The organism is Pseudofrankia asymbiotica (assembly GCF_001983105.1).
GTDB classification, from domain to species: domain Bacteria; phylum Actinomycetota; class Actinomycetes; order Frankiales; family Frankiaceae; genus Pseudofrankia; species Pseudofrankia asymbiotica.
The window spans coordinates 43,100-68,043 of record NZ_MOMC01000047.1 but is presented as its reverse complement, the minus strand read 5'-3'; the positions used below and the strand labels follow the sequence as shown (position 1 = coordinate 68,043).

Genomic DNA, 24,944 nt, shown 5'->3' with positions numbered 1-24,944 from the left:
GTTTCTCCCGGTTACCAGGTCTCCCAGCCACCGGGTTCAACGACCCCGGCCTCGGAGCCACCCGGTCTCGGCTGTCGCGTTTCGGCTATCCGGTTCAGCCGCCCAGCTGCGGGTCGCTCGTCGACGGCTTGGTGGTCTCCAGGTGGCCGGCGAAGGTGCGCACCCACTTCGTGCCCGACACGGTCACCGTGACGTCGTACCAGCCGCCGAAGTCCTTGGTGTCGATCTTGACCTTCCGGTTCCCGGTGCCGCGTGCGCCCTGGTCGTCGTAGACGCTGCGCACGTCGACGGTGACGTCCTTCGGCGCGTCGACGGACACCTGCAGGACGGGGGTGTTGCCCACCTGGCGCACCTCGACGTAGACCTTGTCCTTGCCCACGGTGCCCGCGAAGCGGCGGAAGAAGCCGTTGGGGCCGTGGATGTGGACGTCGTAGTCACCGGCGACCGGCCACGACGCCCTGAGCTTGTCGCCCGCGCCGACGGTGTAGCTGTGCGGCACGCCGGCGGGCGCGAGCAGGCGGGCCTGGAAGTGCGCGCCGAGGCGGCCGTCGTTCTCGAACTCGATCTCGAGAGTGGGAGCGCCCGCCTTCGAGGTCTCGTGGACGGAGAGGTCGTACGGCGTCGGCCGGGCCGGCTTGTGCCCGCGCTCCTGCTTCGGCATGGTGCCGGTCGCCGGCACCGCCGGGTTGTAGGTGGGGTGCCGGTCGCGGTCCTTCGGCGCCCACGAGCTGGTGTCGGGGAGCTTCGGCTTGCTGGTCTGGTCCTTCGAGAAGTCGAAGGCGGAGGTCAGGTCGCCGCAGATCGCCCGCCGCCACGGGGTGATGTTTGGCTCCCTGACGCCGAAGCGCTTCTCCATGAACTGGATGATCGACGTGTGGTCGAACGTCTCCGAGGACACCCAGCCGCCGACGCTCCACGGTGAGACGACGTACATCGGGACCCGCGGGCCGAGGCCGTAGTGGCCGTTGCCGAGCGGGCCGCGGTAGATCTCGTTGTCCGTCTTCACGGTGCTCGCGCCCGGGATCAGCTCGCTGTTCGGGTGCGGCGGGACGAGGTGGTCGAAGAAGCCGTCGTTCTCGTCGTAGGTGACGAGCAGGACGGTCTTGCTCCACACGTCGGGGTTGCTGGTCAGCGCGTCGAGGACCTTGGCGATGTACCAGGCACCGTAGTTCGACGGCCAGTTCGAGTGCTYGCTGAACGCCTCGGGCGCGGTGACGTAGCTGATGCTGGGGAGCTTGTTCGCCTTGACGTCGGCGCGCAGCAGCTCGAAGTAGTCCTGGCCGGCCGCGGCCCTGGTGCCGACGCGCGCCTTCTCGTAGAGCGGGCTGCCGGGCTGGGCGTTGCGGTAGGCGTTGAAGTAGAGCAGCGACGTGTCGCCGTAGTTGCCGATGTAGGGGTCGCTGGTCCAGCCCCAGAAGCCGGCGGCGTCGAGGCCGTTGCCCTCGTCCTGGTAGACCTTCCAGCTGATCCTGGCGGCCTCGAGCCGCTCCGGGTAGGTCTTCCAGTCGTAGCCGAGCTCGTCGTTGTAGAGGACCGGGCCGCCGCCCTTGCCGTCGTTGCCGGTCCAGCCCGTCCACATGTAGTAGCGGTTCGGGTCGGTGTTGCCGACGAACGAGCAGTAGTAGGCGTCGCAGATGGTGAAGGCGTCCGCGAGCGCGTAGTGGAAGGCCGCGTCCTGGCGCTGCAGGTAGGCCATGGTGGCCGTGCCCTTGGCCGGAACCCACTGGTTGTAGACGCCGTTGTTGAGGGCCTGGTGGCCGTCACTCCAGGCGTGCGGGAGGCCGGTGAGGAAGGCGGCGCCGAGGTCGTCGGCGTCCGGGTGGAACGGGAGCAGCTCGCCCGTGCCGTTGGGCTGGTTCCAGACCGGCTTGCCGCCGGGGAGGATCGCGGGGTGCGGCTCGCCGAAGCCGCGGACGCCGCGCAGCGCGCCGAAGTAGTGATCGAAGGACCGGTTCTCCTGCATCAGGACGACGATGTGCTCGACGTCCTTGATGGTTCCGGTCCGGCGGTTCGCGGGGATCGCGGCCGCGCGCGCGATGCTCTGGTCGAGCGCGACCAGGGCGGCCGTCCCGCCGGCCAGGCTCAGGAACCTGCGGCGATCGATGTCTACCACGGATGCTCCTTGTCGAGGGTGGGGTGCCCCAGACTGGCGCGCCTCTCCCCACGGCCGGCATCCGACAGATGACGAACAAACGAAGACCTGAGGTGCATCCACGACCTGTCGGCGCGTGCCGGCAGCCGCAGGTCAGCCGCCGCCGCCGAGCGAAAAACCTGACGAGTCGTCAGGTTGGCGCTAGATTCGCCGCCTAACCGGATATTCGGTCCACCGCCGATGCTCGGAGGCGACATGTCAGAACTCCGCCGCTCGACCGGCCGAGCCCGGCCCGCGGGCCGGGCTGGACGGCTGTTACGCCCGCCACGACCAGATCCGAGCCGTCCTTACGGCCCACGCCGCGGGCGCGCCGCCTGACGGCGGTCTCGCTGGCGACCGCGGCCACGCTGCTCGTCGCCGTCGGCTGCTCGCGCGACACCGGGGACGACGACAACGCCCCGGCGTCGTCCGCCTCGCCCGGGAGCACCGCGGCGGCGATCGCGCCGTCGAAGGAGTTCACGCTCCCGGCGCCGGTGAAGCTGGTCGCGCTGATCGGGGACAAGACGAACTCCAGGGACCCGAACGCGATCAACGACTTCAACGACGGCGCCCGGATGGCCGTCGAGGACATCAACACGGTCGGCGGGATCGGCGGGCACCCGGTCGAGTTCGCCGCGGTCGACACCTCCCCCACCGGACAGGACGTCGACAACTCGTTCAACCTGGCGCTGGAGCGGAAGCCGACCGCGCTGCTCGGCCCGGTGTCGTCGACGACGGCGCTGGCGCTGCTCGCCCGGATCAACCAGGCCGGCGTCCCGATCCTGCAGAACTCCACCGACGGGCGCCTGGCCACCGACGGGCCGAGCGGCAGCCCCTGGATGTTCGGCACCCGGCCGCGCAACGACACCTCCGCGCGGCGGGCCACCGAGTTCGCGACCTCGGTGCTGGGCGCGAAGAAGCTCGGCCTGCTGCGGGTCGACACCGCGTTCGGCCAGCAGGGCTCGACCGGGGTGAAGGCGGGCCTCGCCGCCACCCCGCTGGTGTCGGACAAGAGCTTCGCCTACAACGCCACCGACCTCACCGGCGAGGTGTCCTCGATGGCGCAGGCGGGGGCGCAGGCCGTCATCGACTGGGGCACGCCGAACACGCTGGCGCTGACCGTGAAGACGTTCGCCCAGCAGGGCCTGCGCGACGTCCCGCACATCGGCCCCGGCAGCGTCGGCTTCTCGTCGTTCGCGACAGGTGTCGGCGACCCGGCGCTGCTGGACAACGTCTACGGCGCCGTCGACTGCAACCCGCAGGACGACCCGAGCCGGCCGCAGGTGGGCGCCTGGTTCGACCGTTTCAAGGCGAAGTACGGCTACGCGCCGTCGTACGGCTCCGCCGAGCTCTACGACTCGGTGCTCCTCCTGCGCGAGGTGATCGAGAAGGCCGGCTCCGCCGACCCGGCGGCGATCCGTGACGGTCTGAAGTCGCTGTCCGGCTTCGCCGGCATCTGCGACGCCAGCTACGCCAACAAGGACGGCTTCCTGACCAGCCAGGTCGTGATGGGCCGTTACCAGAACGGCGTCTTCAAGACCCAGAAGGTCTACGCGGACTGATCCGCCCCGGCCGCAGGAGAGGGACCGGAGGAGAGAGAGGCGCGGACGGTGAGCGGGTTCGTCACGGCTGTCGCGAGTGCGCTGACGCAGGGGTCCGTCATCGCGCTGATCGCGCTCGGCTTCCTGTTGATCTACCGGGCGACCGGGGTGGTCAACTTCGCCCAGGGTGACCTGGTCACCCTGGGCGCCTACCTCTCCTACTGGGCGTACCACGACCTGGAGCTGACGCTGCTGTCCAGCTGGCTGATCGCCGTCGTGGCGATGTTCGCGATCGGCATCGTCCTGGAACGGTTCGCCTACGCGCCGATCCGGCAGCGCTCGGAGCACACGGTGGTCATCGCGACGCTCGGCGCCGCGCTGGTCATTCGCGCGACACTCGCGATCTGGCAGGACACCAGTCCCAAGTTCGCCCCGGACCCGTTCCACGGCGACGTCTGGCGGCTCGCCGGTGCCCGCGTCCCATACCAGAACCTGCTGGTCATCGGGACGACGGTCGTGGTCGTCGCGGCGGTCCTGCTGCTCGTCGGCCACTCGCCGTTCGGCCGTTCGGTGCGGGCGCTGGCCGCCGACCGGGCCGCGGCCTCGCTCGTCGGCGTGCGGGTCACGCGCACCTCGATGCTGGCCTTCGGCCTGTCGGCCGCGCTCGCGGGCCTTGCCGGGGTGCTCGTCGCCCCAACGCAGGCGCTGACGGTCGATCTCGGCTTCGGCCCGATGCTGTTCGCGTTCGCCGCGGCCGTGCTCGTCGGGCTCGGCCGGATCGGGGCGGTGCTGCTCGGCGCGGTCGCGATCGGGTTCGCCCAGTACGTCGTCGGCCGCTACGTAGCCCCCGGCTACCGGGAGGCCTACCCCTTCGTCCTGATGCTCGCGGTGCTGGCGATCCGGCCTCGCGGCCTGTTCGGAGAGCAGGTGGGCCGCCGTGTCTGAACCGACCGCGACCGCCGCGACTGAGGGTGCGGGCTCCGGCGGGGCCGGTGGCGGGCTGCCGGTGCCGTACCGGCGACACCAACTGGGCACCGTCGCCGCGGTCATCGCCGCGACCACCCTCGCCGGGCTGCTGACCCGCGGGCAGTACGGCTACGGTCTGCTCGGCGCCTGGTGCGTGCTAGCCGTCTCGACACTCGGCTTCTACCTGGTCTTCGGCCTCTCCGGCCAGTTCGCGTTCTCGCAGGCCGCGTTCATGGCGATCGGCGGGTACACGTCGGTGGCCGTGGCGATCCACGCCGGGTTCCTCGCGGGCATCGGCGCCGCCGTGGTCGTGTCCGCCCTGTGCGCCGCCGCGCTGGCGCTGCTGATCAGCCGCACGGAGAAGTTCGCCTACGCGATCGCGACGCTCGCCATCGGCTACCTGGTCACCGTCGTCTTCCGCCAGTGGTCGGCGGTCGGCGGCCAGGGCGGTGAGCGGCTCAACATCGCCCGCCCGGAGGTCTTCGGCCACACGTTGGCGACCGACGGGCAGCTCCTGCCTCTGCTGGTCGCGGCGCTCACGATCGCGCTGGTCGTCGTCGCGCTGGTGGAACGCTCGCCGCTGCGGCGCGAGGCGATCGCGGTGCGGGACAACCCGGTCGTGGCGACGATGTCCGGGGTCTCGGTCACGCGGCGACGGGTGCTGCTGTTCACCGTCGGCTCCGCGTTCGCCGGGGTGGCCGGGGCGCTGCTCGCGCACCGGTCGGCGGCGATCTTCCCGGAGACGTTCTCGCTGCAGCTGGCGATCAACCTGTTCCTGGCGCTGCTGTTCGGCGGGATGGGGTCGATGTGGGGGCCGCTGGTCGGTGCCCTGTTCGTCGTCCAGGTCCCGGAGCGGCTCCGCTTCGTCGGCCGCTACCAGGACCTCGTCTACGGCGCACTGCTCGTCGTCATCATCATCGCCGTGCCCGACGGCCTCATCGGGGTCGCCGGCCGCCTCACCCACGCGGCACGCGCCCATGCCCGCCGCCGCGGCCGCGGTCGCGGCGGCGGCACGACCCGCGCTCTCGACGCGGCCACGGCCGTCCCGCCGGACCCGCCGGACCCGCCGGACCCGCCGGACCCGCCGGACCCGCCGGACCCGCCCGGCTTGCCTGGGCCGCCACCGGTCCCGGCGCCCACCGCCGTGTCCGGGGCCCTGGCGCCGGTCCCCGCCGCCCTGGCGGCCCGGGACGTAGATGTCCGGTTCGGCGGGGTCCGGGCCGTCGCCGGGGCCCGGCTCGACGTGCGCCCCGGGGAGATCGTCGGGCTTGTCGGGCCGAACGGCTCCGGCAAGTCGACGCTGCTCAACGCCCTGACCGGGCTCGTCCCGGCGGCCGGCGGCCTGTCGGTGGGCGGCGAGCCGGTCGCCTGGCGCAGCCCGGACCGGGTCCGCGCCGCCGGGGTCGGGCGCACCTTCCAGACCCCGCAGGTCGTCGACGGCCTGACCTGCGTGGAGAACGTGATGCTGGCGGTCGCGGACCGGCGCCTGTGCGGCCTCGGCGGCGCGCTCACCCGCCGCCCCGCGATGCTGCGGACCGAGCGGGCCCGCGCCGGACAGGCCGGGGCGGCCCTGGCCCGGGTGGGCCTCGCGGCGCTCGCGGACACACCGGCCGACCAGCTCGCCTACGGCTGGCGCCGGCGGCTGGAGCTCGCCCGGGTGCTCGTGGCCGAGCCCCGGGTGGTGCTGCTCGACGAGCCGTCGCTGGGCCTGGCCCCGATGGTCGTCGACGCGGTCTACGCGGCACTCGCCCGGATCCGGGAGCGCGTGCCGCTGCTGCTCGTCGAGCAGGACTCCGCCCGGGCCTTCGAGCTGTGCGACCGGGCCTACGTCCTGCGTTCCGGCCGGCTCGCGCTCACCGGCACCGCCGCCGACCTCCGCGGCACCCCCGAGCTCGTCGCCGCGTACCTCACCTGAGCGAGCCACCGGGCCGGCGTGGCCGCGCCGTCAGGGGCGGTGCGGCCGCGCCGTCAGGAACGGCGTCGCGGCGCCGTCAGGAACGGGCGAGCTCCTGCCTGCCCGACGCGTCCCGGCTGGCCGGGATGGCGGGCCCCGGCAGCTTCCGCTCCAGCTGCTCGACCATTCCGATGATGCGGGTGAGACGCAGCGAGGAGATCCGCCACCGGCCGTCCTCGCACTTCCGGTATTCCTCGTGGTAGTGCCCGTAGCCGTCCAGCTCGAGATCTCCCTCCGGGCCGACGAACTTCACGTAGTCGTACATCGCCCAGATCCCGCGGGCCTTTTCCGGCCCTACGACCTCGATCTCCGGCATATGGCCGTGGTGAACGGTGACCGCGGCCCCGATCGCCCGCCGGATGAAGGCGATGAACTCGTCGCGGCTGTTGAGCTCCACCTCGGGAACGTCACCCAGCCGTCCGTGGAAGTCCTCCGTGAAGACGTCGGCCCACTCGTCCCATCTCTTCTCGTCGACCAGCCGCAGGTAGCGCGCCTTGAGCTGCTTGATCTGCTCGATCTCACCCAGAGTATGGATGTCCATGCCTTCTCCCTCATGGTCGGCTTCGGTGGCTCACCAGCCACCGGGACCGGGGCATGAGGACCGGCCGCGGGAACGACCGCCGATGAGACCACTGCGTCACTGTCGGACGACAGTTCTGCGTTCTTCTCACGAACCATCCGTGTTCTTCTCGCGAATGCGCTCTTCCCACGAAACGATCTCGCTGGCACCGCTCGGCAGCCACGGTAGCCGTTGCCGAAGAGGCCTGCCAGACCGGCCGATTACCCTGCGCGCGAGGCGTGCCGCCGGGTCACCGGTCCCGCTATAGAGTCGCCGGCGTGCGAGTACTGGTGACCGGAGCCACGGGCAAGGTCGGCGGCGCCGTGGCCAGGGCCGCGCTGGCCGCCGGTCATGACGTACGTGCGCTCGTCCGGGACGTCGTCCGCGCCAGCGCGGAGCTTCCTTCTGGAATCGAGCTGGTCCCAGGGGATGTGTCGGACCCGTCCACGTTGGYGGACGCATGCGCCGGCCGCGAGGTCATATACAACGCGATGGGTGTTCCTGAACAGTGGCTGGCGGATCCGTCACTCTTCGACCGGGTCAACGTCGAGGGATCGGCGAATCTCGCCCGAGCCGCCGCGTCGGCCGGGGTTCCGCGCATGGTGCACACCAGCACGATCAACGTGTTCGACGCGCCGCGAGACGGCGTCTTCGACGAGACGGACCTCGCGACCCGGGACAAGGGAACGCCCTACCAGCGCTCGAAGCAGCGGGCCGAACAGGCGGTGCTGGCGGCGGCTGGCGGGATGGAGGTCGTCTTCGCCAATTCGGCGACCGTGTAYGGCCTGGGCCCGACCGGATACGCCTCGATGGAGACGCAGATGTTCCGGCCGGTGCTTCGCGGTCTGCTTCCGGCCGTCCCGCCCGGAGGGTTCGGAGTCGTCTTCACCGAGGGCCTCGCGCAGGGGCACCTGCTCGCCGCGGAACACGGAAGGCCGGGTGAGCGGTATATCTTCTGCGACGAGCACGCGACCGTGGCCCGCCTCACCCGGACGGTGGTCGAGGTCGGCGGCCGCGGTCGGGCGCCGATAGGCGCCATCCCCGCGCCGGTGATGGCCGTGATGGCCGCGGCGGGTGAGGYGGTCGCGAGAATCACCCGCAGGCCGCCGCCGATCGCCCGCTGCCAGCTCCAGTACCTGCTGTGGAACGCCACGCCCGACTCGTCCAAGGCGCAGAAGGAACTCGGCTGGCTTCCCACCCCCCTGCCGGAGGGAATTCGCCGAACAATCGTCGAGACCGGCCTCTGACTCGCCACCAGCGCTTGACCACCAGCGCTTGACCACCGCCGGTTCGATGGCGCAGGTTCATCGGCGCGGCGCCGCGTTCCCCAACCACAGCCACACATGATCACCACGACCGTGTTGTCGTCGTCGCGATCTGGCCCGATCCACGACGACGACAACACGAAAATGATGATCCAGCTCTCACGGATCGCCGGACGAACGTCCGCGGGAGGCGGTGGTGGCCTCGCCGCCGGGAGCGGGAGCGATCTCTCTCGTTCCCCATGCGTGGTCGTCCGCTCAGATATGGGTCATCTCGTCCACTTCACGGCGCGGCGCCACCGGGCCGTCATGGGGCTTTCTCGCCGACGGCGGCACCCGCCCGCTCGACCCGTATTGAGCCCGCGTCGCGGTATATGACCGAGGACGGCCGTGGTAGAGCGCGGCGACCAGAACACCGGCAAGGTATTCGCAGCTTCCGCGGATCGCCCGTCGAACGGATTTTCCCACCGTTCCTCCAGACCGAGCTGAAGTGCGAGCGGATATCTTCCTCCGGCAGGCTATCCGCCTCCCGCGATGACCACCACCTCAGTCTCGCCGGGATTCACCGGCGTCTCCGGAGGAACGCCGTCCCCGGCCCGTGTCAGGGGAAGACGGCGAAGAAGCGCCAGTCGAGGACGTCGCGGGCGGGAGCTTCGGCGTCATCGGCGTCGGCACGGACCAGGCAGCGCAGCCGGGCCAGGCCGCCGCCGGCGGCGAGCGGGGTGAGCGCCTCGACGGTGACCTCGCCGCGCAGCGTGTCGCCCTCGTGGACCGGCCCGGTGTGGTCGCAGCCCTCCCAGCCGGCGACCGTGACCAGGGACGGCAGGGCGCGGGTGACCTGGGCGAACGCGATGCCGATGGTGTGGCCGCCGTAGACGAGGCGACGCCCGCCGGCGGCGGCGCTGTCGTGGTGCACCTGGGCGACGTTGAGGGTGAGCCGGGCCAGCTCCGGGGCGCTGGAGACGACGTCGCCGCCGCCGACGCGCCAGGCCTGCCCGACGGTGAGGTCCGCGAACCGCGGGCCGGCGACCAGGCCGGCGAAGGGCCCCAGGTCCCAGCCGTCGACGACCGCGGCGAGCTCGGCCGGGGTCGGCTGGGCGCCGACGGTCTCGGTGTCGTCACGGTGGCCGGTGGCCCGGTCCGGGTCCCGCAGGGGCAGCATCGCGCAGCGCCAGAAGTCGAGCACGCCGTCGCCGTGCTGGTCGACGGTCGTGATCCGCAGGACCGCGAGGCCCGTCGGCCGCCGGCCGGGACGCGGTTTGTTCTGCCGCAGCGCCACGACCTCGGTGGTGGTGCGCAGCGTGTCGCCGACCCGGGGCGTGCGCCGGAACACCAGCCCCCGGTAGAACAGGTTGGCCTTGACGTGGTGGGTGACCACCGTGGACTGGCCGATGGCGACGTCCCAGACGACGTTCGGCGGCACGAGCGGCGTCGCGGCCGCGGCGGTGCCGGTGACGCCCGCGCACAGCGCCGCGTCCAGCGCGAGCGCGAGCCGGCCGCCGACGATCGCCCGGTGCGCGTCGACCAGCCCGCTGGTCAGCGTCACCCCCGGCGCCGAGCGGAACACCTGACCCACCGTCAGCTCGTCGAAGTACGGCCCCTCGGCGACCTGCGTCCCCAGCGCCGTCCCGGTCGTCATCGGCCCTCCCCGCCATTCGCGCCGCCGGTCGCGGCGATGACGCCCTTCTGGGCGAGCCCGCCGATCTCGGTGTCGCTCAGCCCGAGCACCTCGGCGAGCACGGCCGCCGTGTCCGCGCCTAGCCTGGGCGCCTCGCCGGGCGCGCCGTAGGTGCCGTCCCAGCGCATCGGCGAACGCGCGGTGATCGACGGCACGCCCTGCGAGGGCACCTCGCGCCGCGGCGCGTCGTCCGCCGGCACCAGCACGTGGGCGAGCACCGGGTGAACCCCGCGGGCATGCGCGGCGACGACGTCGGTCATCCCCCGGTAGCGGCCCCACAGCACCCGGGCCGCGTCGAGCTCGTCGGCGACCTGCTTGGAGTCCCGGGTGGCGAACCAGGGCCGCAGGACGGCGGCGATCGTCTCGCGCAGCCGGTAGCGCTCGTCCTCCAGCGTCAGGTCGGCGTCGAGGGCCGTCTCCAGCGCGGCGAACACCGCGCCGGTGCCGGTGACGGAGCACAGCGCCGCCCACTGCCCCTCGGTCAGCGCCACGACCATGACCCGCTGACCGTCACGGCAGGCGAAGTCGACGCCGAAGCTGCCGTAGACGTGGTTGCCGTGGCGGGGCCGCTCGTGGCCGCTGGCCGCGGCCTCCGACAGCCAGCCCATGTTGGCCACGCCGGCGAGCGCGACGTCCGAGAGGGCCAGCTCGATGTAGGCGCCCTCGCCGGTGCGGGCCCGGGCGTGCAGCGCCGCGAGCACCCCGGTCGACACGGACAGGCCGGTGACGAGGTCCCAGGCGGGCAGCACGTGGTTCACCGGCGCCCCGCCCTCCTCGGTGCCGGTGATGCCGGGCAGGCCGACCTCGGCGTTGACGGTGTAGTCGACGGCCGGCTTGCCGTCCGGGTAGCCCTGGACACGCAGGTGGATCAGGTCCGGCCGGCGGGCGGTGAGCAGGTCGCTCGCCATCCACCGGCGGCCGACGACGTTGTCGATGAGGATGCCGCGGTCCGGCCCCGGCGCGGTGATCAGCGCGGTGACGAGCTCGCGGCCCTCGGCCGAGCGCATGTCCAGCGCGACGGAGCGCTTGCCCTTGTTCAGTGAGTGCCAGTAGTAGCTCTCCCCCGTCGGCGCCACCGGCCAGCGCCGGTAGTCGCTGCCGCCCCCGACGGGGTCGATGCGGATCACGTCGGCGCCGAGCTGGGCGAGCGTCATCCCGCCGGTCGGCCCGGCGACGAAGCTCGCGCACTCGACGACGTGCAGCCCCTCCAGCGGGCGCGCTCCCGCCGCCGCGATCACGCGGCCCGCCCGGGGACGGCGGCCGTGACGGCGGCGCTGGCGGCGGGCGACGCGACGGGCGGGACGACTGACGGGCGGTCAGGTCTTACGACGGCGAGCACGTCTGGCTCCTCAGCTCACGGAGGCGCCGTCCACGGCTGGCGGTGACGAGACCCCAGGTGGAACGGCCGGCGGGACGAATCGTATGGCGAGGTGCCCGTCCGAGGTGGTTTCGGGCCTGCGCGCAGGCCGGGGCGGACCAGGCCCCGATCGACCCACCGCCGTGGCCACCTGGTCGGTCAGGAACGACTGTCCCGCCCCTGGTCACCACCCGTGGGTGACCAGCCGAGCGCGGGCTGGCTGCCGGAGAGCATCTCGATCACCCCGGCGTCGGGTGCGACAAGAGGACGGTTCATCCTGAGACGCGTGGATGATGACATTCGCGAACTCATCAAGGCCCCGCCGGCCTATTTGTTCGGATGGCCCGTCCCCCTGATCGACGAGATCGGCGGCCTGTCACGCGCCGCCTATGACGGCCGGATCGACCTCGACGAGTGGCGCCGGCGCGACCGCGACCTGCGCGCCCCGATGCCGCCACTCGCGAGCCCGGGCATGGTCACCGCGATGCACCGGCGGGTGACGGAGGCCTGGCGGGAGGCCCGGCGCGGCTCGTCGGACACCGCCGACGCCGAGGCGCTGCTGACCATGATGGGCCGGCTGCGCTACCTGACCGAGCCGGCCCCGACCGACGCGGAGCTGTTCCACGAGCTCGCCGGCATCACCCGCCAGCTGCGCGAGTACAGCCCGCACGACAACCTCAACCGCTCGCTCGGCCGGCGCGCCGAGCTGATCCGCGGCTGGCTCGCCGCGTCGCCCGAGTACGACCTGGCGAGCGGGCTGGAGTGGTCCGTCGTCGGGCGCTACCGCTGGGTGAGCACCTCGCTGGGCGCGGTCCCGGCCTATGTCGACGAGGCCCGCCGGCTCGCGCTGACCGACCCGGGGAACGCGGAGAAGGTCGCGGCGAGCGCCGGCGTCCGCGGCCACGACGGCGTGCCGCCCGAGATCGCGGCGGCCGAGATCCGCCAGGCGATGCTGTACTCGTCGTTCGCCGTCCTCCTGGAGGAGGCCTGGCGGCGCGAGGGCCACGAGGAGCTCGGGGACGCCGTCGCGGCGCTGTGGAACCGGCCGGCCACCCGTCGGCTGCTGATGACGGTCACCGCCGACGGCTGGCCCCGGCGGTTCGCCGCCTACGACCCCGGCCTGCCCACCATCGCCACCGGCCCGACCGGCCGGACCGTCCGCGCGGCGTCCGCCACCCCGATCTTCCACGCCACGGAGAACGACCTCTCCGCGTCGCCCCTGGACTAGCCCCGGTCAGCCCACCTAGGCGGGCTGACCGGCGCCGCCCCAGCCGTGCTGCTCGCACAGGGTGCGCCGCTCGGACAGGCCCTGCGCGGTGCTGATGTCGCTGGTCATGGCGAGCCAGGCGCTGCGGAAGTCCAGCGGCATCGACCGCTTGGCCTCGACGCCCGCGATGTACACCGCGTACGCGAGGTTGATGTCGCCGACCTGCTTGCCGCCGTCGTTGAGCTCGCGGGCGTAGTCGAGCCAGAAGCAGGCGCCCTGGGCGTAGGCGTCGAGGGTCCGGTCGAGCGGCGCGTTRCCGTCGGTGGCCAGCTCGGCGGTGTGGTTGGGGCAGTAGTTCGGCACCGCGGCCCTGGCGAGGATCGCCGCGTCGCCGACGGTCAGCCTGTCGTCGGAGACCTGCGCCGACGTGGTCGCGGCCCCGCGCAGTGTCATCCCGGCGTCGAGCAGCGTGCAGGTCCAGGTCGCCTGGTCGATCTTCCACTGCTCCTCGGCGTCGAGGTCGGGCAGCGTCCGGCCGAGCTGGGCCAGGTATGCCTTGTCACCGGGGGGCAGCGAGGCGCTCGCCGTCGGCTGCGGGGCCGCGGTGCCTGTCGTGCCCGCCGAGGGAGGCGGCGCCGACGCCGGGCTCGCGGTCATCCGCGGTGGGATGTCGTCCTTCAGGCTCGGCGAGCAGCCGGCGACCGCCAGCGCCAGCATGCCGACGAGCACCCCGGTGACGGTCCGCGCCACCAGCCCCAACGGCCGCATCGCCGTCCTTCCTGCAGCGCTCCGAAGCCCGGACGGCCGCGGCAGGAGAAGAAGGCAGCGCGGGCGCCGGGCCAGGGAACGAATCGGGCATTGAACGCCACCATCATGGACCTTTCGGGCGGCGCCCGCTGATCGGTGTCGGTAGCCGGACGCCACCAATGATGATCATGGCTATCGACGGGAGTCGTCAACGGCGTGGACAACGCCGCGGGAACGGTTCGGCCGCGCCGACGGAGGCCGGGCGTTCGCTCCGTCCCGGCCGCCAGTCGCACCGATCAGGTCCGTCGCCACCGCCACCGCCACCGCCGGCGGCCAGCCGCCAGCGGCGCGGCGCGCGAGTCGCGGCTCGTGGCCTCCTCCGCTGGGTCATGGTCGACTCGTCTGCGTCGTCACCCTGAGTGAGGATGCCGACGTGAACAGACGTAACGGATCATCGTCCCGCCGGCCCCGACGCGGGCCGGCGACCCGTGCGACGACCGCCGCCGCGGGCGTCGCCAGCTGCGTGCTGACGGCCGCACTGGTGTCCGGATGTGGCGACAGCCAACCGGGTGCCTCCGCGCAGGCGTTCGACACGGGCGGCCCGGGCACAACGACGACCCTTTTCCCCACCGGGACGGAGACGGCCTCCCCCACCGACACCAGTACGCCTACCGGCACCGGCTCACCCACCGGCACGGCGAGCCCCACCGGCACGGCGAGCCCGGGCCCCGGCGCCCTGACCGCCACGAAGGCCTCGTTCACCCTGCCGAACGGGGTCACGGACGCCGCCGCCGTCGCGGACGACGGCAAGCTGCTCGTGCTGGGCGGCGAGGACTCCGGCGGCCGGGCCACCAACCAGGTGACGTCCGTCGACCCGGGCGCGGGCACGGCGACCTCCGCCGGCACGCTGTCCAAGCCGGTGACGAACGCCAGCGCCACGGTCGTGAACGGCACGCCGACCGTCTTCGGCGGCAACACCAACGGCTCGGGCGGCAGCGGCGCCACCGACGTCGTCCAGACGTTCTCGAACGGCACCAGCCAGGAGGTCGGCAAGCTGCCGGCGCCGCGGGAGAACCACGGGGCCGCGATGGCGAACGGCAAGACCTATCTGGTCGGCGGCGACGACGGCAGCAAGACCCAGGGCGACATCCTGGCCACCGACGACGGCAAGACGTTCCAGAACGTCGGCAAGCTGGAGACCCCGGTGCGCAACCCGGCCGTCGCGGCCACAGGCTCCGGCTCCGACCAGAAGGTCACCATCTTCGGTGGCGAGGCCGACAACGGCCCGACGGACGCGATCCAGCAGTTCGACCCTGCGACCGGCAAGGCCTCGACGATCGGCAAGCTGCCCCAGGACCTCAAGGACGCCTCGGCGTTCACCCTAAACGGCACCACCTACCTGGCCGGCGGCCAGTCGAACGGCCAGGCGTCCCCGAAGATCTACAAGTTCGACCCGAGCGACAACTCCGTCACCGACGCGGGTGACCTGCCGGAGGGCGTCGAGAACGCGGCCGCGGCCGCCACCGGCGACAAGGCGTACCTCGCGGGTGGCACGATCAAGGACAACGCGTCCAACGGGATCACCGAGCTCACGGCGAAGTGACCCGGCCGGCGCCGGTCGCCCGGCCGGCGCGGCTCCGCCCAGGGCAGGCATCCGCCGGCCCACGCCCCCTCCCTGTCGGGAGGGGGCCTTCCCGCGAGCCGACCGTCACGCCGCGGTGCCGTGGCACTCACACGTGATCCACGCACAGAAAGCGACGAAGGTGCCCATACCCACCCAACTCGCTACCGTGCGCTTTACCACAGAAGCATGAGGTAGCAATGGTGACGTTGGAGGATTCGCCTCGCGCGCAGGGACTGTCAAAAAAGTGGCAGTTGGTGCCATCTGCCATTTCCTGTCATACGATCTCCTCAGACAAGGTGGCGGCCGTCCAGCGGCGAGCCACCCTCCTGGGGGAGGACGCATGGCGACGGGCACCTCGAAGGGCACCGCGGCACGTCGCCTGCTGGCCGGCCTGACCGCCCCGGCCGCGGGCACCCCGGTGATCCGCCCGGTCGGGCGGCACACCACGGCGACGCCCGCCGAGCGGGGACAGCCCGCGGGCGACACGGCTCCCCCCGGCGGGCCGGGCGGCCCCGGCGAGGCCGGGGACCTGGACGAGGGCGTCCCGGCCGGGCTGCGGGAGCGCAAGAAGCTGCGCACCCGCCGCACGATCGTCGACACCGCGCACGCGCTGTTCGCCCAGTACGGCTACGACGCGACCACGATCGAGGCGATCGCGGTCAGCGCCGAGGTCTCGGTGCGCACCTTCTTCCGGTACTTCGCCACCAAGGAAGAGGTCGCACTCGCCCCGCTCGACGAGGTCGGCGAGCTCGCGCTCGCGGCGCTCGCGCGCCGCCCGGCCCACGAGCCACCGCTCGCGGCGCTGCGCTCGGCCTCCCTGGACGCCTGGGCCACGATGGCGCCGCACCCGGCGGCGTTCCGCGGCTACGTCGAGCACCTGCTCATCGCCGACGCGGCGCCCGCGGTGAGCGCCGCGATGCTGCAGCGGATGATGCGCCTCGGCGACCGGCTCGCCGCGGCGATCACCCCCCGCTTCCCGCCGCAGACCGGCCGCGCGCCGGGCCGCGGCATCGACCTGCGCCCCCAGCTGACGGCCGCGGCGTTCCTGGCCGCCGTGCAGGTCGGCGTACGTGGCTGGTTCACCCGCGGCGGCCACGATCTCGACGAGATGCTCGCCATGGTCGAGTACTGCATCGACCAGCTCGTCCCTGCCGACTCCACCCATCCCACGCCCGAGAGACCGGAGCCGGTCCGGCCCGCTCCGGCCGGCGTGGCCTGCGGCCCGACCTCGGTGCCCACGGCCGCGCAGCCCACCGGCCCACCAGCCGGTCTGCGCGTCGGCGGCCCGGCCAGTGGCGATCCCGCCGAAGGCTAGGCCGGCCGGGCCGCCGCGTCCGTCACCACCGTTGCGCCCCGCGCCCCTGCGGCCCCACAGCATGCCCGGCCGCCAGGCGGTCGAGTAGCGGCCAGCGCGGCCCGATTCTGCCCGCTGCCGTCCTTTATTCCCGTTATGTCACGTAGCCGCCAGGCGCCTTGGCCATGCCGCGCCTGAGCGGAGAAAGGGCATTCTCGTGACCACCACTGACGAGACGACGCTTGCCGCCGGGTCGCCGACCACCGCGTTCGCCCCCGCGCCACGCGGCGCGGCGGACGACGACCTCGCCACCAGCCTGACCGCCGGCGGCGTCTCGGCGGCCACCGCGACCGTCTCGGCCACCACCGCCATGCCGGCCACCACCACGGCCGCGCCCCGGGCTCGCACCGCGCCCGCCCGCCTCCGCCCGCCCACCGGCGTCCCGGCGATCACCGCGCCCACCACGGCCGCGCCCACCACGGCCGCGCCCACCACGGCCGCGCCCACCCTCACGGCCGTCCCGGCCCCCGCCGGGACGACGCCCCGGGCCGCGCCCGTGGCCCGGCCCGCCGCGTCCGCCCTGGTCGTGCCCACCATCGCCCCGGCCGGCGCCGAGGGCCATGGCGACGTGCTCGACGACATGCTGGACCGCGCCGTGACGCACCTGCGCTCGCTGCAGGACGACGCCGGCTGGTGGAAGGGCGACCTGGAGAGCAACACCTCGATCGACGCCGAGGACCTGATGCTGCGCAAGTGGCTCGGCGTCTGGAACCAGGAGCAGGCCGAGCTCACCGCACGGTTCATCCGGTCCCGGCAGAACGCCGACGGGTCCTGGCCCATCTACCACGGCGGGCCGGGCGACCTCGCGCCGACGGTGGAGTCCTACGTCGCGCTGCGCCTCGTCGGCGACAGCCCGGACGCGCCGCACATGCGTGCCGCCGCCGCGTGGACGCGCGCCCACGGCGGCGTGCCGGCGTCCCGGATCTTCACCCGGATCTGGCTGGCGCTGTTCGGCTGGTGGCGCTGGGAGGACCTGCCGGTGCTGCCGCCGGAGCTGATGCTCCTGCCGGCGAAGGTGCCGCTGTCGATCTACAAGTTCGCCTCGTGGGGCCGGCAGACGATCGTCGCGATCACCGTGCTCATGGCCCACCGGCCGACGGGGACCCCGCCGTTCCCGATCGACGAGCTCTTCCCCGCCCCGGCCCCGGCCACGAAGTCCCGTCGGCGCGCCCGCGCCGCGGGTGCCTGGGTGGACACGACCATCGACGGCCTCCTCCACGTCGGCGACGGCGGCGCGGACGGCGACGGCTCGACGGCGGCGCGTCCGCCGGTGAGCGGCGCTCCCGCGGCCCGCCTCGCTCCCCCGGCGACGCCGGTCGACGCGCGCAGGCGCCGCCGCGGCCGGGACGCCGCGCCGGAGCCACCGGACGTGGCCGGCCGGGCCAAGGACGGCGGCGGGCCTGGCGTTCCGCTGCCGAGCGGACTCCTGCGCAGGGTCGCCGCCCGCGCCGCCCGCGGGCTCCAGTCCGCGGCGTTCGAGCACCTCCCCTGGGACTGGATGTTCCACCGGATCGACCAGGCGCTGCACGTCTACCACCGCCACCCGGTCAGGCCGCTGCGCGCGCTCGCGCTCGGGATCGCCGAGCGGTGGATCATCGTCCGGCAGGAGGCCGACGGCTGCTTCGGCGGGATCCAGCCGCCGACCGCCTACTCGATCATCGCGCTGCGCGTGCTCGGCTACCCGATGGACCATCCGGTCATCACCGCGGCGCTGCGCTCCCTCGACCTGTACAGCGTCATCCGCCCGGACGGCTCCCGGATGCAGGAGTCCTGCCAGTCTCCGGTCTGGGACACCTGCCTGGCGACGATCGCCCTCGCCGACGCGGGCCTCGCCTCGAACGACCCGGCGCTGGTCAGCGCCGCCGACTGGCTGGTCGGCCAGGAGGTGACCGCCCGGCGTGGCGACTGGTCGGTCCCCATCCCCGACGTGCCGGTCGGCGGCTGGGCCTTCGAGTTCGAGAACGACACCTACCCGGACGTCGACGACTCGGCCGAGGTGATGCTGGCGCTGATGCGGGTCTCCCACCCCCGGCCGGAGAAGGTCATGGCCGCGACCTACCGGGGCCTGCAGTGGGTGTTCGGCATGCAGTGCGCCGACGGCGGCTGGGGCGCGTTCGACGTCGACAACGCCGGCCACCTCGTCTACAAGATCCCGTTCGCGGACTTCGGCATGCTCACCGACCCGCCGTCGGCGGACGTGACCGCCCACGTCGTCGAGCTGCTCGGCGAGCTGGGCCTGGGCGACGACCCCCGCACGAAGCGCGGGGTCGAGTGGTTGCTGCACTCCCAGGAGGTCGACGGCTCCTGGTACGGCCGCTGGGGCGTCAACCACATCTACGGCACCGGCGGCGTCGTCCCCGCGCTGCGCGCCGTCGGCCTGCCCGCCTCGCACCCGGCGATCCAGCGTGCCGCCGACTGGCTGGTCTCCCGGCAGAACCCCGACGGCGGCTGGGGCGAGGACTGCTACTCCTACAACGACATGTCGACGGCCGGCATGGGCGTCTCCACGGCCTCACAGACGGCGTGGGCGCTGCTCGCCCTGATCGCCGCCGACCGGGTGGGAGACGGGGCGAAGGGCGAGGCCGCCGCCCGCGGCGTCGCGTGGCTCGCCGCCACCCAGACCGACGAGGGCAGCTGGGACGAGGACTACTACACCGGCACCGGCTTCGCCGGCTACTTCTACATCAACTACAACCTGTACCGGCTGGTCTGGCCGGTCATGGCCCTCGGCCGCTACCGCCGGGCGCTCACGGGCGACGCCCACTGAGCCCTGGTCACCTGGTCTGGTTCGTGGCCCGCCGGCCTTGCCGGCGGGCCACGTCCGTCTCTGAGGATCCGCGGCTCCGCGCGGTGCCCGCGCGCCACATCGCGGCTCCCGGCGGTCAGACGACGTGGTCGGGAGCTGGGGTGGCGGCCATCAGGTCGCCGAGGCGGCGGGCCTGCTCGCCGGCGCCGCCGAGGGTGAACTCGAGCTGCTTGGCGTGCAGGAAGTACCGGTGGACGAAGTACTCCTCGGCGATGCCCATCCCGCCGTGCACGTGGACGACGGCGCTCGCGACCCGGTGGCCGCCGTCGGCCGCCCAGAACTTCGCGGTGGCGACCGCCGCCGAGGCGTCCCATCCCTCGGCGAGCTGCCAGGCGGCCTGCCACATCGTCAGGCGGATCGCCTCGACGTCGATGTAGCAGTCCGCCAGCCGGTGCCCGACCGCCTGGAACGAGCCGATCGGGCGGCCGAACTGCTGGCGGTTGCTCGTGTACTCGGCGGCGGCGCGCGTCGCGCGCTCGGTGACGCCGAGCTGCAGGGCGCACAGGCCAAGCGTCGCCCGGTCCCGCACCGCCACCGCCGCCGCGTCGCCCTCGGGCGTCGAGGCCGGCCCGCCGAGGAGGGCGTCGTCGCCGACCACGACGCCGTCCAGCCGTAGCAGGCCGGCGACCTCGCGGGCCGTCGTGACCTGCGGCTCGATGGTGACCCCGGCGGCGGCCGGGTCGACGAGAAACAGACCCACGCCCGTCCCGGCGCGCGCCGGGACGAGGACCGCGTCCGCGACCGTCGCGAACGGCACGGCCGTCCTGATCCCGTCCAGCCGCCAGCCGCCGCCCGGGCCGACACCGCCGTCAGGGCCGACACCGCCGTCAGGCCCGAAGCCGGCTCCGGCCAGTCTGGTCGCGGTCGTGGCCGGGGCGGCGGCGTCGGCGCCCCGCGGCTCGGCGAGCGCGACCGTGACGATCTTCTCGCCGCCGACGAGGCCGGGCAGCCAGTCGCGCCGCTGGGCCTCGGTGCCGTAGGCGGCGATCGCGCCGGCGGCGACGGTCGCCGAGGCCCACAGCGGCACCGGCGCGAGCACCCGCCCGGCCTCCTCCAGCACCAGGCACTCCTCGAGGACCCCGTAGCCCAGGCCGCCGTACTCGGCCGGCACACCGACGCCGAGCAGGTTCGCCTTCGCGAGCTCCGCCCACAGCTCGCGGTCGAACCTCGGCTCGCCGGTGCCGGCGAGGACGCCCGCCTCCAGCGCCGCCAGGCGATCCGGGGTGACCCGTTCCGTGAGGATCCGCCTGGCCAGGGCCGCCAGGTCGCGCTGTTCCTCGGTCTGGGCGAAGTCCATGCCGCGGCTCCTCGCGAGAAGGCTTGCTCGTGGGCGGGGCGCCCGGCGAGGACCCGACAGTCCGCCGGCGGGCGAGTAACCAATAACGAGAACTTGTTCTAGTACCGCGCTAGCATCGGGTCAACCGCGACCTGATGCCCCGTCAGGTCCCGTCGGGTACGCCAGCCTCACGGGATACGCCGTGACGGCCGGCCGCGACAGGAGAGCGCCGATGCGAGTCGCCTACACCGCGGCACAGGAGGACCTGCGCCGCGAGCTGCGCGAGTACTTCGCCGCCATGGTCACACCCGAGCTCGGCGCCGAGCTCGCCGGCGGCGAGTCGACCCTGAAGGGCAAGGACGGCGCCTACTGCCGGGCCATCCGCCAGATGGGCAAGGACGGCTGGCTGGGCATCGGCTGGCCGACCCAGTACGGCGGCCAGGACCGGTCGATGCTGGAACAGCTGGTCTTCGGCGACGAGGCGACGCTGGCCGGGGTGCCGATCCCGCTGCTGACGCTGAACAGCGTCGGCCCAGCGATCATGGAGTACGGCACGAGCGAGCAGAAGGACTTCTTCCTGCCCAGGATCCTCGCCGGCGAGCTGCACTTCTCGATCGGTTACTCGGAGCCGGGCGCCGGCACCGACCTCGCGAGCCTGCGCACCCGCGCCGACCGCGACGGCGACGGCTGGGTGATCAACGGCCAGAAGATGTGGACGTCGGTCATCCAGGTGGCCGACTACGTGTGGCTCGCCGCCCGCACCGACCCCGACCTGCCGCGCCACCGCGGCCTGTCGGTGTTCTGCGTCCCCGTCGACACGCCGGGCTTCTCGTGGACACCGGTGCCGACCATCTCCGGCGGCATCACCAGCCAGACCTTCTACACCGACGTCCACGTGCCGGCCGAGGCGCTGGTCGGCGAGGTGAACGGCGGCTGGAAGCTGATCACCGGCCAGCTCAACCACGAACGGGTCGCGCTGTGCTCGGCCGCCGGCATCCAGCAGCTGCTGCTGTGGACCCGGCGGTGGGCCGAGACGACCGAGGCCCCGGAGGGCTGCCGGGTCATCGACCGCGCGCTGGTCCGGCGCAACCTGGGCATGGTCCACGCCAAGGTCGAGTTCCTCAAGCTGATCAACTGGAAGATCGCCTGGGGCGTCGACCACGGCGCCCAGCTCGGGCCGGCCCAGGCCAGCGCGACGAAGATCTTCGGCACCGAGTTCGCCGTCGAGGCCTACCGGCTGCTGATGGAATGCCTCGAGGACGAGGCGGTGCTCGTGACGGGCTCACCGGGCGCGGTGCTCGCCGGCCGGCTCGAGCGCGCCTACCGGCAGATCCTCATGCTCACCTTCGGCGGCGGCACCAACGAGATCCAGCGCGACATGATCGCGATGCTCGGCCTCGGCATGCCACGCCCGCCGAGGTGAGACCACCTCCGCCGGCGCCACCTCGACCGCCAATCACTCTTGGTAGCCGGATTGACACGGCCGAGCGGGCGCCTGGAGTCCCGTTCGGGCGTGCCCGCGGTGGCGCGCAGGGCGTGTCCCCCCGCTTCAGGAATGCCGCCGCCCCGCCGCGCCGACGCGAACACCGAACCGTGTCAGATCAGCGCGTCCATGGACACGCCCATCCACCACACTTCGCCAACCCCGTTTCGGACTGTGTCAGATGGGGGTGTCTATGGACACCATCATCTGACACGGTTCGCGCGTCCTAGGAGAGCACGCGTGAGTGAGTCGGAGCCGGATGCGCTCGTTGGGCGCGACGGTCACGTCCTGAGTGAGTCGGAGCCGGATGCGCTCGTTGGGCGCGACGGTCACGTCCTGAGTGAGTCGGAGCCGGATGCGCTCGTCAGGCGCGACGGTCACGTCCTGGTCGTCACGATGAACCGGCCGCACGCCCGCAACGCGATCACCCCCGAGATGATCGGCATCCTGGAGAAGGCCTGGGACGAGGTCAACGCGGACCCGGAGATCCGGGTCGCCGTGCTCACCGGCGCCGGCGGCGCGTTCAGCTCCGGGGCCGACCTCAAGCAGATGTCCGCGCGCCCGCCCGGCGAGGCGTTCCGCGGCGGCGGCGACGGCACCCGCCTCGCCATGGACCTGTCCGTCATGAAATGGATCATGAAGCGGTTCGTCCTCACCAAGCCGCTCATCGCGGCCGTCGAGGGGCCGGCGATCGCCGGTGGCACCGAGATCCTGCAGGCGACCGACATCCGGGTCGCGGGCGAGTCGGCGAGGTTCGGCGTCTCGGAGGTCCGCTGGGGCCTGTTCCCGCTGGGCGGGTCCGCGGTCCGGCTGCGCCGCCAGGTCCCCTACGCGGTGGCCGCGGACCTGCTGCTCACCGGCCGGCACCTCGGGGCGGCCGAGGCCAAGGAGATCGGCCTGGTCAACCACGTCGTCCCGGACGGGACGGCCCTGGAGCGGGCCATGGAGATCGCCCGCGCGATCGCCGCGAACGGGCCGGTGGCCGTGCAGGCCGTGCTGCGCGTCCTGCGCGAGACCGAGTCGCTGCCGGAAGACGAGGCGTTCCGTGTCGAGTCCGACCTCGGCATGCGGGTGTACCTCAGCGACGACGCGAAGATCGGCCCGCGCGCGTTCGCGGCCAAGCAGACCCCCCGGTTCACCGGACGCTGAGACCCCAGGCCGAGCTCCGCGTGCGCGCGGGGCCGCGCCGCCCCGACGCAGTCGCCCAGCGGGAGACGTCATGGAGTTCAACCTCGCGGACCTGTTCGAGCACGCCGTCGACCGCTACCCCGACCGGGAGGCCGTCATCGCCGGCCCCGCCCGGCGGACCTACACCGAGCTGGAGGAACGCGCCAACCGCATGGCGCATCACTTATCCGGCGCCGGGGTGGGACCCGGCGACCACGTCGCGATCTATGCCTACAACGTGATCGAGTGGGTCGAGACCATGCTCGCGGCCTACAAGATCCGCGCGGTGTGCGTGAACGTCAACTTCCGGTATGTCGCCGAGGAGCTGGCCTACCTGCTCGGCAACGCCACGCCGGTCGCGCTCGTCTTCCAGCGGCAGTTCGCCGACCGGGTGGCCGAGGTCGCGCCGAAGGTCGCGAGCCTGCGCCACCTCGTCGTGATCGAGGATGGCACGATCCCCGACGCCGGTGCCGACGCCAGCACCGGCACCGGCACCGGCAAGAGCGGCGTCGATGCGCTGGGCGCCACGCCCTACGAGGAGGCGCTGGCGGYGTCCCGGCCGGACCGGGACTTCGAGACACGTTCCGGCGACGACCGGTACCTGCTCTACACCGGCGGCACCACCGGCATGCCGAAGGGCGTGCTGTGGCGGCAGGAGGACGTCATCTTCGCCCTCGGCGGCGGCCTGGACCTGATGACGGGCGAACGGGCCGGCTGGCCGGAGGACCTCACCGAGAAGGGCGCGGCCGGCGTCCTCACCGCGCTGCCGATCGCGCCGCTGATGCACGGTGCCACCCAGTGGTGCCTGCTGACCAACCTGAGCAAGGGCCAGCGCACCGTCCTTGTCGACTCGTTCGAGCCCGACGAGATCTGGCGGCTGGTCGAGACCGAGCGGGTCAACATGGTCATGATCACAGGTGACGCCATGGCGCGCCCGCTACTCGACACCCTCGACGCGCTGGAAGGCGCGGGCAGCCGCCCGGAACTGTCGTCGCTCTACGCGCTCTCGTCGAGCGCCGCGCTGTTCTCCCCCGTCCTCAAGGAATCGTTCATGCAGCGCCTGGGCGTCATCATCACGGACGGCGTCGGCGCGTCGGAGGCCGGCTCGCACGGCGTCGGCATCGCGGACAAGAGCCGGGTCCGCGCCGACGCCGGCGTGCGCATCCGGCCGATCGACGACGCGCTCGTCGTCGACGAGGACCTCACCCCGCTCGGCGTAGGCGAGATCGGCCGGCTCGCCCGCAGGGGCAACATCCCGATCGGCTACCTCGGCGACCCGGCCAAGACGGCCCAGGTCTTCCGCACCGGCCCCGACGGCCTGCGGTACTCCATCCCCGGCGACTTCGCCCGGCTGGAGGAGGACGGTACCATCACCCTGCTCGGCCGCGGCTCGGCCACCATCAACTCGGGCGGCGAGAAGATCTTCCCCGAGGAGGTCGAAGGCGTGCTGAAGACCCATCCGGGCGTCTACGACGTCCTCGTCGTCGGCGTCCCGCACGAACGCTGGGGCGAGACCGTCGCCGCCGTCGTCGCGCCCCGGCCCGGCGCCGTCCCCACGCTCGCCGACCTGCAGCTGCACTGCCGCACCCACCTCGCCGGCTACAAGGTGCCCCGGGTGCTGACCCTCGTCCGGGCCGTCGTGCGCACCCCCAGCGGCAAGGCCGACCTCGCCTGGGCCCGCCAGGTCGCCGCCACGGCCGCCGAGGACGCGGCGACCGCCGGGAACGCAGCCGGCGCCCAGGACGCCGAGCATGCCGAGAACTGAGGGCACGGCGGGAACCCGGTACCAACCGGTGACCCGGCGAACGCGGGACGCGCCGGACGTCTCCGAC

The 24,944-nt window shown here is 73.0% G+C and carries 18 protein-coding genes; 11 read left to right on the top strand and 7 right to left on the bottom strand.

The window, feature by feature from the left end; genetic code table 11:
- Positions 1–94 precede the first annotated feature (94 nt).
- The gene (locus BL253_RS23140; protein WP_076819232.1) at positions 95–2,113 is read right to left on the bottom strand and encodes a phosphocholine-specific phospholipase C; all 2,019 of its coding nucleotides are present in this window, start codon (positions 2,111–2,113) and stop codon (positions 95–97) included.
- Between the two features lie 193 nt (positions 2,114–2,306).
- Positions 2,307–2,654 carry a hypothetical protein gene (locus BL253_RS23135; protein WP_131831552.1) on the bottom strand — a complete coding sequence of 116 codons (348 nt, stop codon included), beginning with the start codon at positions 2,652–2,654 and terminating at the stop codon, positions 2,307–2,309.
- Here BL253_RS23135 and BL253_RS23130 point away from each other — a divergent pair.
- Genes BL253_RS23130 through BL253_RS23120 form a run of 3 tightly spaced genes read left to right on the top strand, consistent with a single transcriptional unit; the run spans position 2,626 to position 6,553 of the window.
- The gene (locus BL253_RS23130) at positions 2,626–3,693 is read left to right on the top strand and encodes an ABC transporter substrate-binding protein (protein WP_076819230.1); all 1,068 of its coding nucleotides are present in this window, start codon (positions 2,626–2,628) and stop codon (positions 3,691–3,693) included. The genes BL253_RS23135 and BL253_RS23130 overlap by 29 nt on opposite strands.
- Before the next feature lie 48 nt (positions 3,694–3,741).
- Positions 3,742–4,617: a branched-chain amino acid ABC transporter permease gene (locus BL253_RS23125; protein ID WP_076819229.1), complete on the top strand. Its 876-nt coding sequence runs from the start codon at positions 3,742–3,744 to the stop codon at positions 4,615–4,617.
- Positions 4,610–6,553: a branched-chain amino acid ABC transporter ATP-binding protein/permease gene (locus BL253_RS23120; RefSeq protein WP_076819228.1), complete on the top strand. Its 1,944-nt coding sequence runs from the start codon at positions 4,610–4,612 to the stop codon at positions 6,551–6,553. Before BL253_RS23125 ends, BL253_RS23120 begins: the two co-directional genes overlap by 8 nt.
- Before the next feature lie 76 nt (positions 6,554–6,629).
- On the opposite strand, the gene BL253_RS23115 is transcribed toward BL253_RS23120, so the two are convergent.
- Positions 6,630–7,133, bottom strand: coding sequence for a nuclear transport factor 2 family protein (locus BL253_RS23115; RefSeq protein ID WP_076819227.1), 504 nt, complete (start codon positions 7,131–7,133; stop codon positions 6,630–6,632).
- A 308-nt stretch (positions 7,134–7,441) separates the two neighbouring features.
- On the opposite strand from BL253_RS23115, the gene BL253_RS23110 reads away from it, so the two are divergent.
- Positions 7,442–8,398 (top strand): NAD-dependent epimerase/dehydratase family protein, encoded by a 957-nt coding sequence (locus BL253_RS23110; RefSeq protein WP_241835037.1) that lies wholly within the window; start codon positions 7,442–7,444, stop codon positions 8,396–8,398.
- A 616-nt stretch (positions 8,399–9,014) separates the two neighbouring features.
- On the opposite strand, the gene BL253_RS23105 is transcribed toward BL253_RS23110, so the two are convergent.
- Both BL253_RS23105 and BL253_RS23100 read right to left on the bottom strand, forming a co-directional pair.
- Positions 9,015–10,052 carry a MaoC family dehydratase gene (locus BL253_RS23105; RefSeq protein WP_076819225.1) on the bottom strand — a complete coding sequence of 346 codons (1,038 nt, stop codon included), beginning with the start codon at positions 10,050–10,052 and terminating at the stop codon, positions 9,015–9,017.
- Complete coding sequence (locus BL253_RS23100) at positions 10,049–11,329, bottom strand: CoA transferase (protein WP_076819224.1); 1,281 nt, start codon at positions 11,327–11,329, stop codon at positions 10,049–10,051. The genes BL253_RS23105 and BL253_RS23100 overlap by 4 nt, the downstream gene beginning before the upstream one ends.
- Positions 11,330–11,734: 405 nt before the next feature.
- On the opposite strand from BL253_RS23100, the gene BL253_RS23095 reads away from it, so the two are divergent.
- Positions 11,735–12,676, top strand: coding sequence for a hypothetical protein (locus tag BL253_RS23095; protein ID WP_241835036.1), 942 nt, complete (start codon positions 11,735–11,737; stop codon positions 12,674–12,676).
- A gap of 15 nt (positions 12,677–12,691) precedes the next feature.
- Here the strand turns inward: BL253_RS23095 and BL253_RS23090 are convergent, their stop codons facing one another.
- A complete protein-coding gene (locus tag BL253_RS23090) occupies positions 12,692–13,423 on the bottom strand; it encodes a DUF732 domain-containing protein (protein ID WP_076819223.1) in 732 nt (243 codons plus the stop codon).
- A 412-nt stretch (positions 13,424–13,835) separates the two neighbouring features.
- Here BL253_RS23090 and BL253_RS23085 point away from each other — a divergent pair, with 412 nt between their 5' ends.
- From BL253_RS23085 to shc, 3 genes are all read left to right on the top strand, one after another.
- Positions 13,836–15,005, top strand: coding sequence for a Kelch repeat-containing protein (locus BL253_RS23085; protein ID WP_076819222.1), 1,170 nt, complete (start codon positions 13,836–13,838; stop codon positions 15,003–15,005).
- A gap of 361 nt (positions 15,006–15,366) precedes the next feature.
- A complete protein-coding gene (locus tag BL253_RS23080; protein ID WP_076819221.1) occupies positions 15,367–16,341 on the top strand; it encodes a TetR/AcrR family transcriptional regulator in 975 nt (324 codons plus the stop codon).
- Between the two features lie 619 nt (positions 16,342–16,960).
- Positions 16,961–19,147, top strand: a complete 2,187-nt coding sequence (gene shc, locus BL253_RS23075; RefSeq protein ID WP_476644120.1) for a squalene--hopene cyclase — start codon at positions 16,961–16,963, stop codon at positions 19,145–19,147.
- Positions 19,148–19,262: 115 nt separating this feature from the next.
- Here shc and BL253_RS23070 read toward each other — a convergent pair whose 3' ends face one another.
- Entirely contained in the window at positions 19,263–20,483 is a 1,221-nt protein-coding gene (locus tag BL253_RS23070; protein ID WP_076819219.1) for an acyl-CoA dehydrogenase family protein, read from the bottom strand.
- A 211-nt stretch (positions 20,484–20,694) separates the two neighbouring features.
- On the opposite strand from BL253_RS23070, the gene BL253_RS23065 reads away from it, so the two are divergent.
- The 3 genes from BL253_RS23065 (at position 20,695) to BL253_RS23055 (ending at position 24,877) form a co-directional block, all read left to right on the top strand.
- Entirely contained in the window at positions 20,695–21,885 is a 1,191-nt protein-coding gene (locus BL253_RS23065) for an acyl-CoA dehydrogenase family protein (RefSeq protein WP_076819218.1), read from the top strand.
- 300 nt (positions 21,886–22,185) lie between these two features.
- Positions 22,186–23,094 (top strand): crotonase/enoyl-CoA hydratase family protein, encoded by a 909-nt coding sequence (locus BL253_RS23060; protein WP_241835035.1) that lies wholly within the window; start codon positions 22,186–22,188, stop codon positions 23,092–23,094.
- A gap of 70 nt (positions 23,095–23,164) precedes the next feature.
- Positions 23,165–24,877, top strand: a complete 1,713-nt coding sequence (locus BL253_RS23055) for an acyl-CoA synthetase (RefSeq protein WP_076819217.1) — start codon at positions 23,165–23,167, stop codon at positions 24,875–24,877.
- Positions 24,878–24,944 lie beyond the last annotated feature (67 nt).

Bases quoted from the DNA above. Each gene is read 5' to 3' on its own strand.
- BL253_RS23065 (WP_076819218.1), top strand. From the start codon at position 20,695: ATGCGAGTCGCCTACACCGCGGCACAGGAGGACCTGCGCCGCGAGCTG.
- BL253_RS23105 (WP_076819225.1), bottom strand. From the start codon at position 10,052: ATGACGACCGGGACGGCGCTGGGGACGCAGGTCGCCGAGGGGCCGTAC.
- BL253_RS23070 (WP_076819219.1), bottom strand. From the start codon at position 20,483: ATGGACTTCGCCCAGACCGAGGAACAGCGCGACCTGGCGGCCCTGGCC.
- shc (WP_476644120.1), top strand. From the start codon at position 16,961: ATGCTGGACCGCGCCGTGACGCACCTGCGCTCGCTGCAGGACGACGCC.
- BL253_RS23115 (WP_076819227.1), bottom strand. From the start codon at position 7,133: ATGGACATCCATACTCTGGGTGAGATCGAGCAGATCAAGCAGCTCAAG.
- BL253_RS23080 (WP_076819221.1), top strand. From the start codon at position 15,367: ATGGCGACGGGCACCTCGAAGGGCACCGCGGCACGTCGCCTGCTGGCC.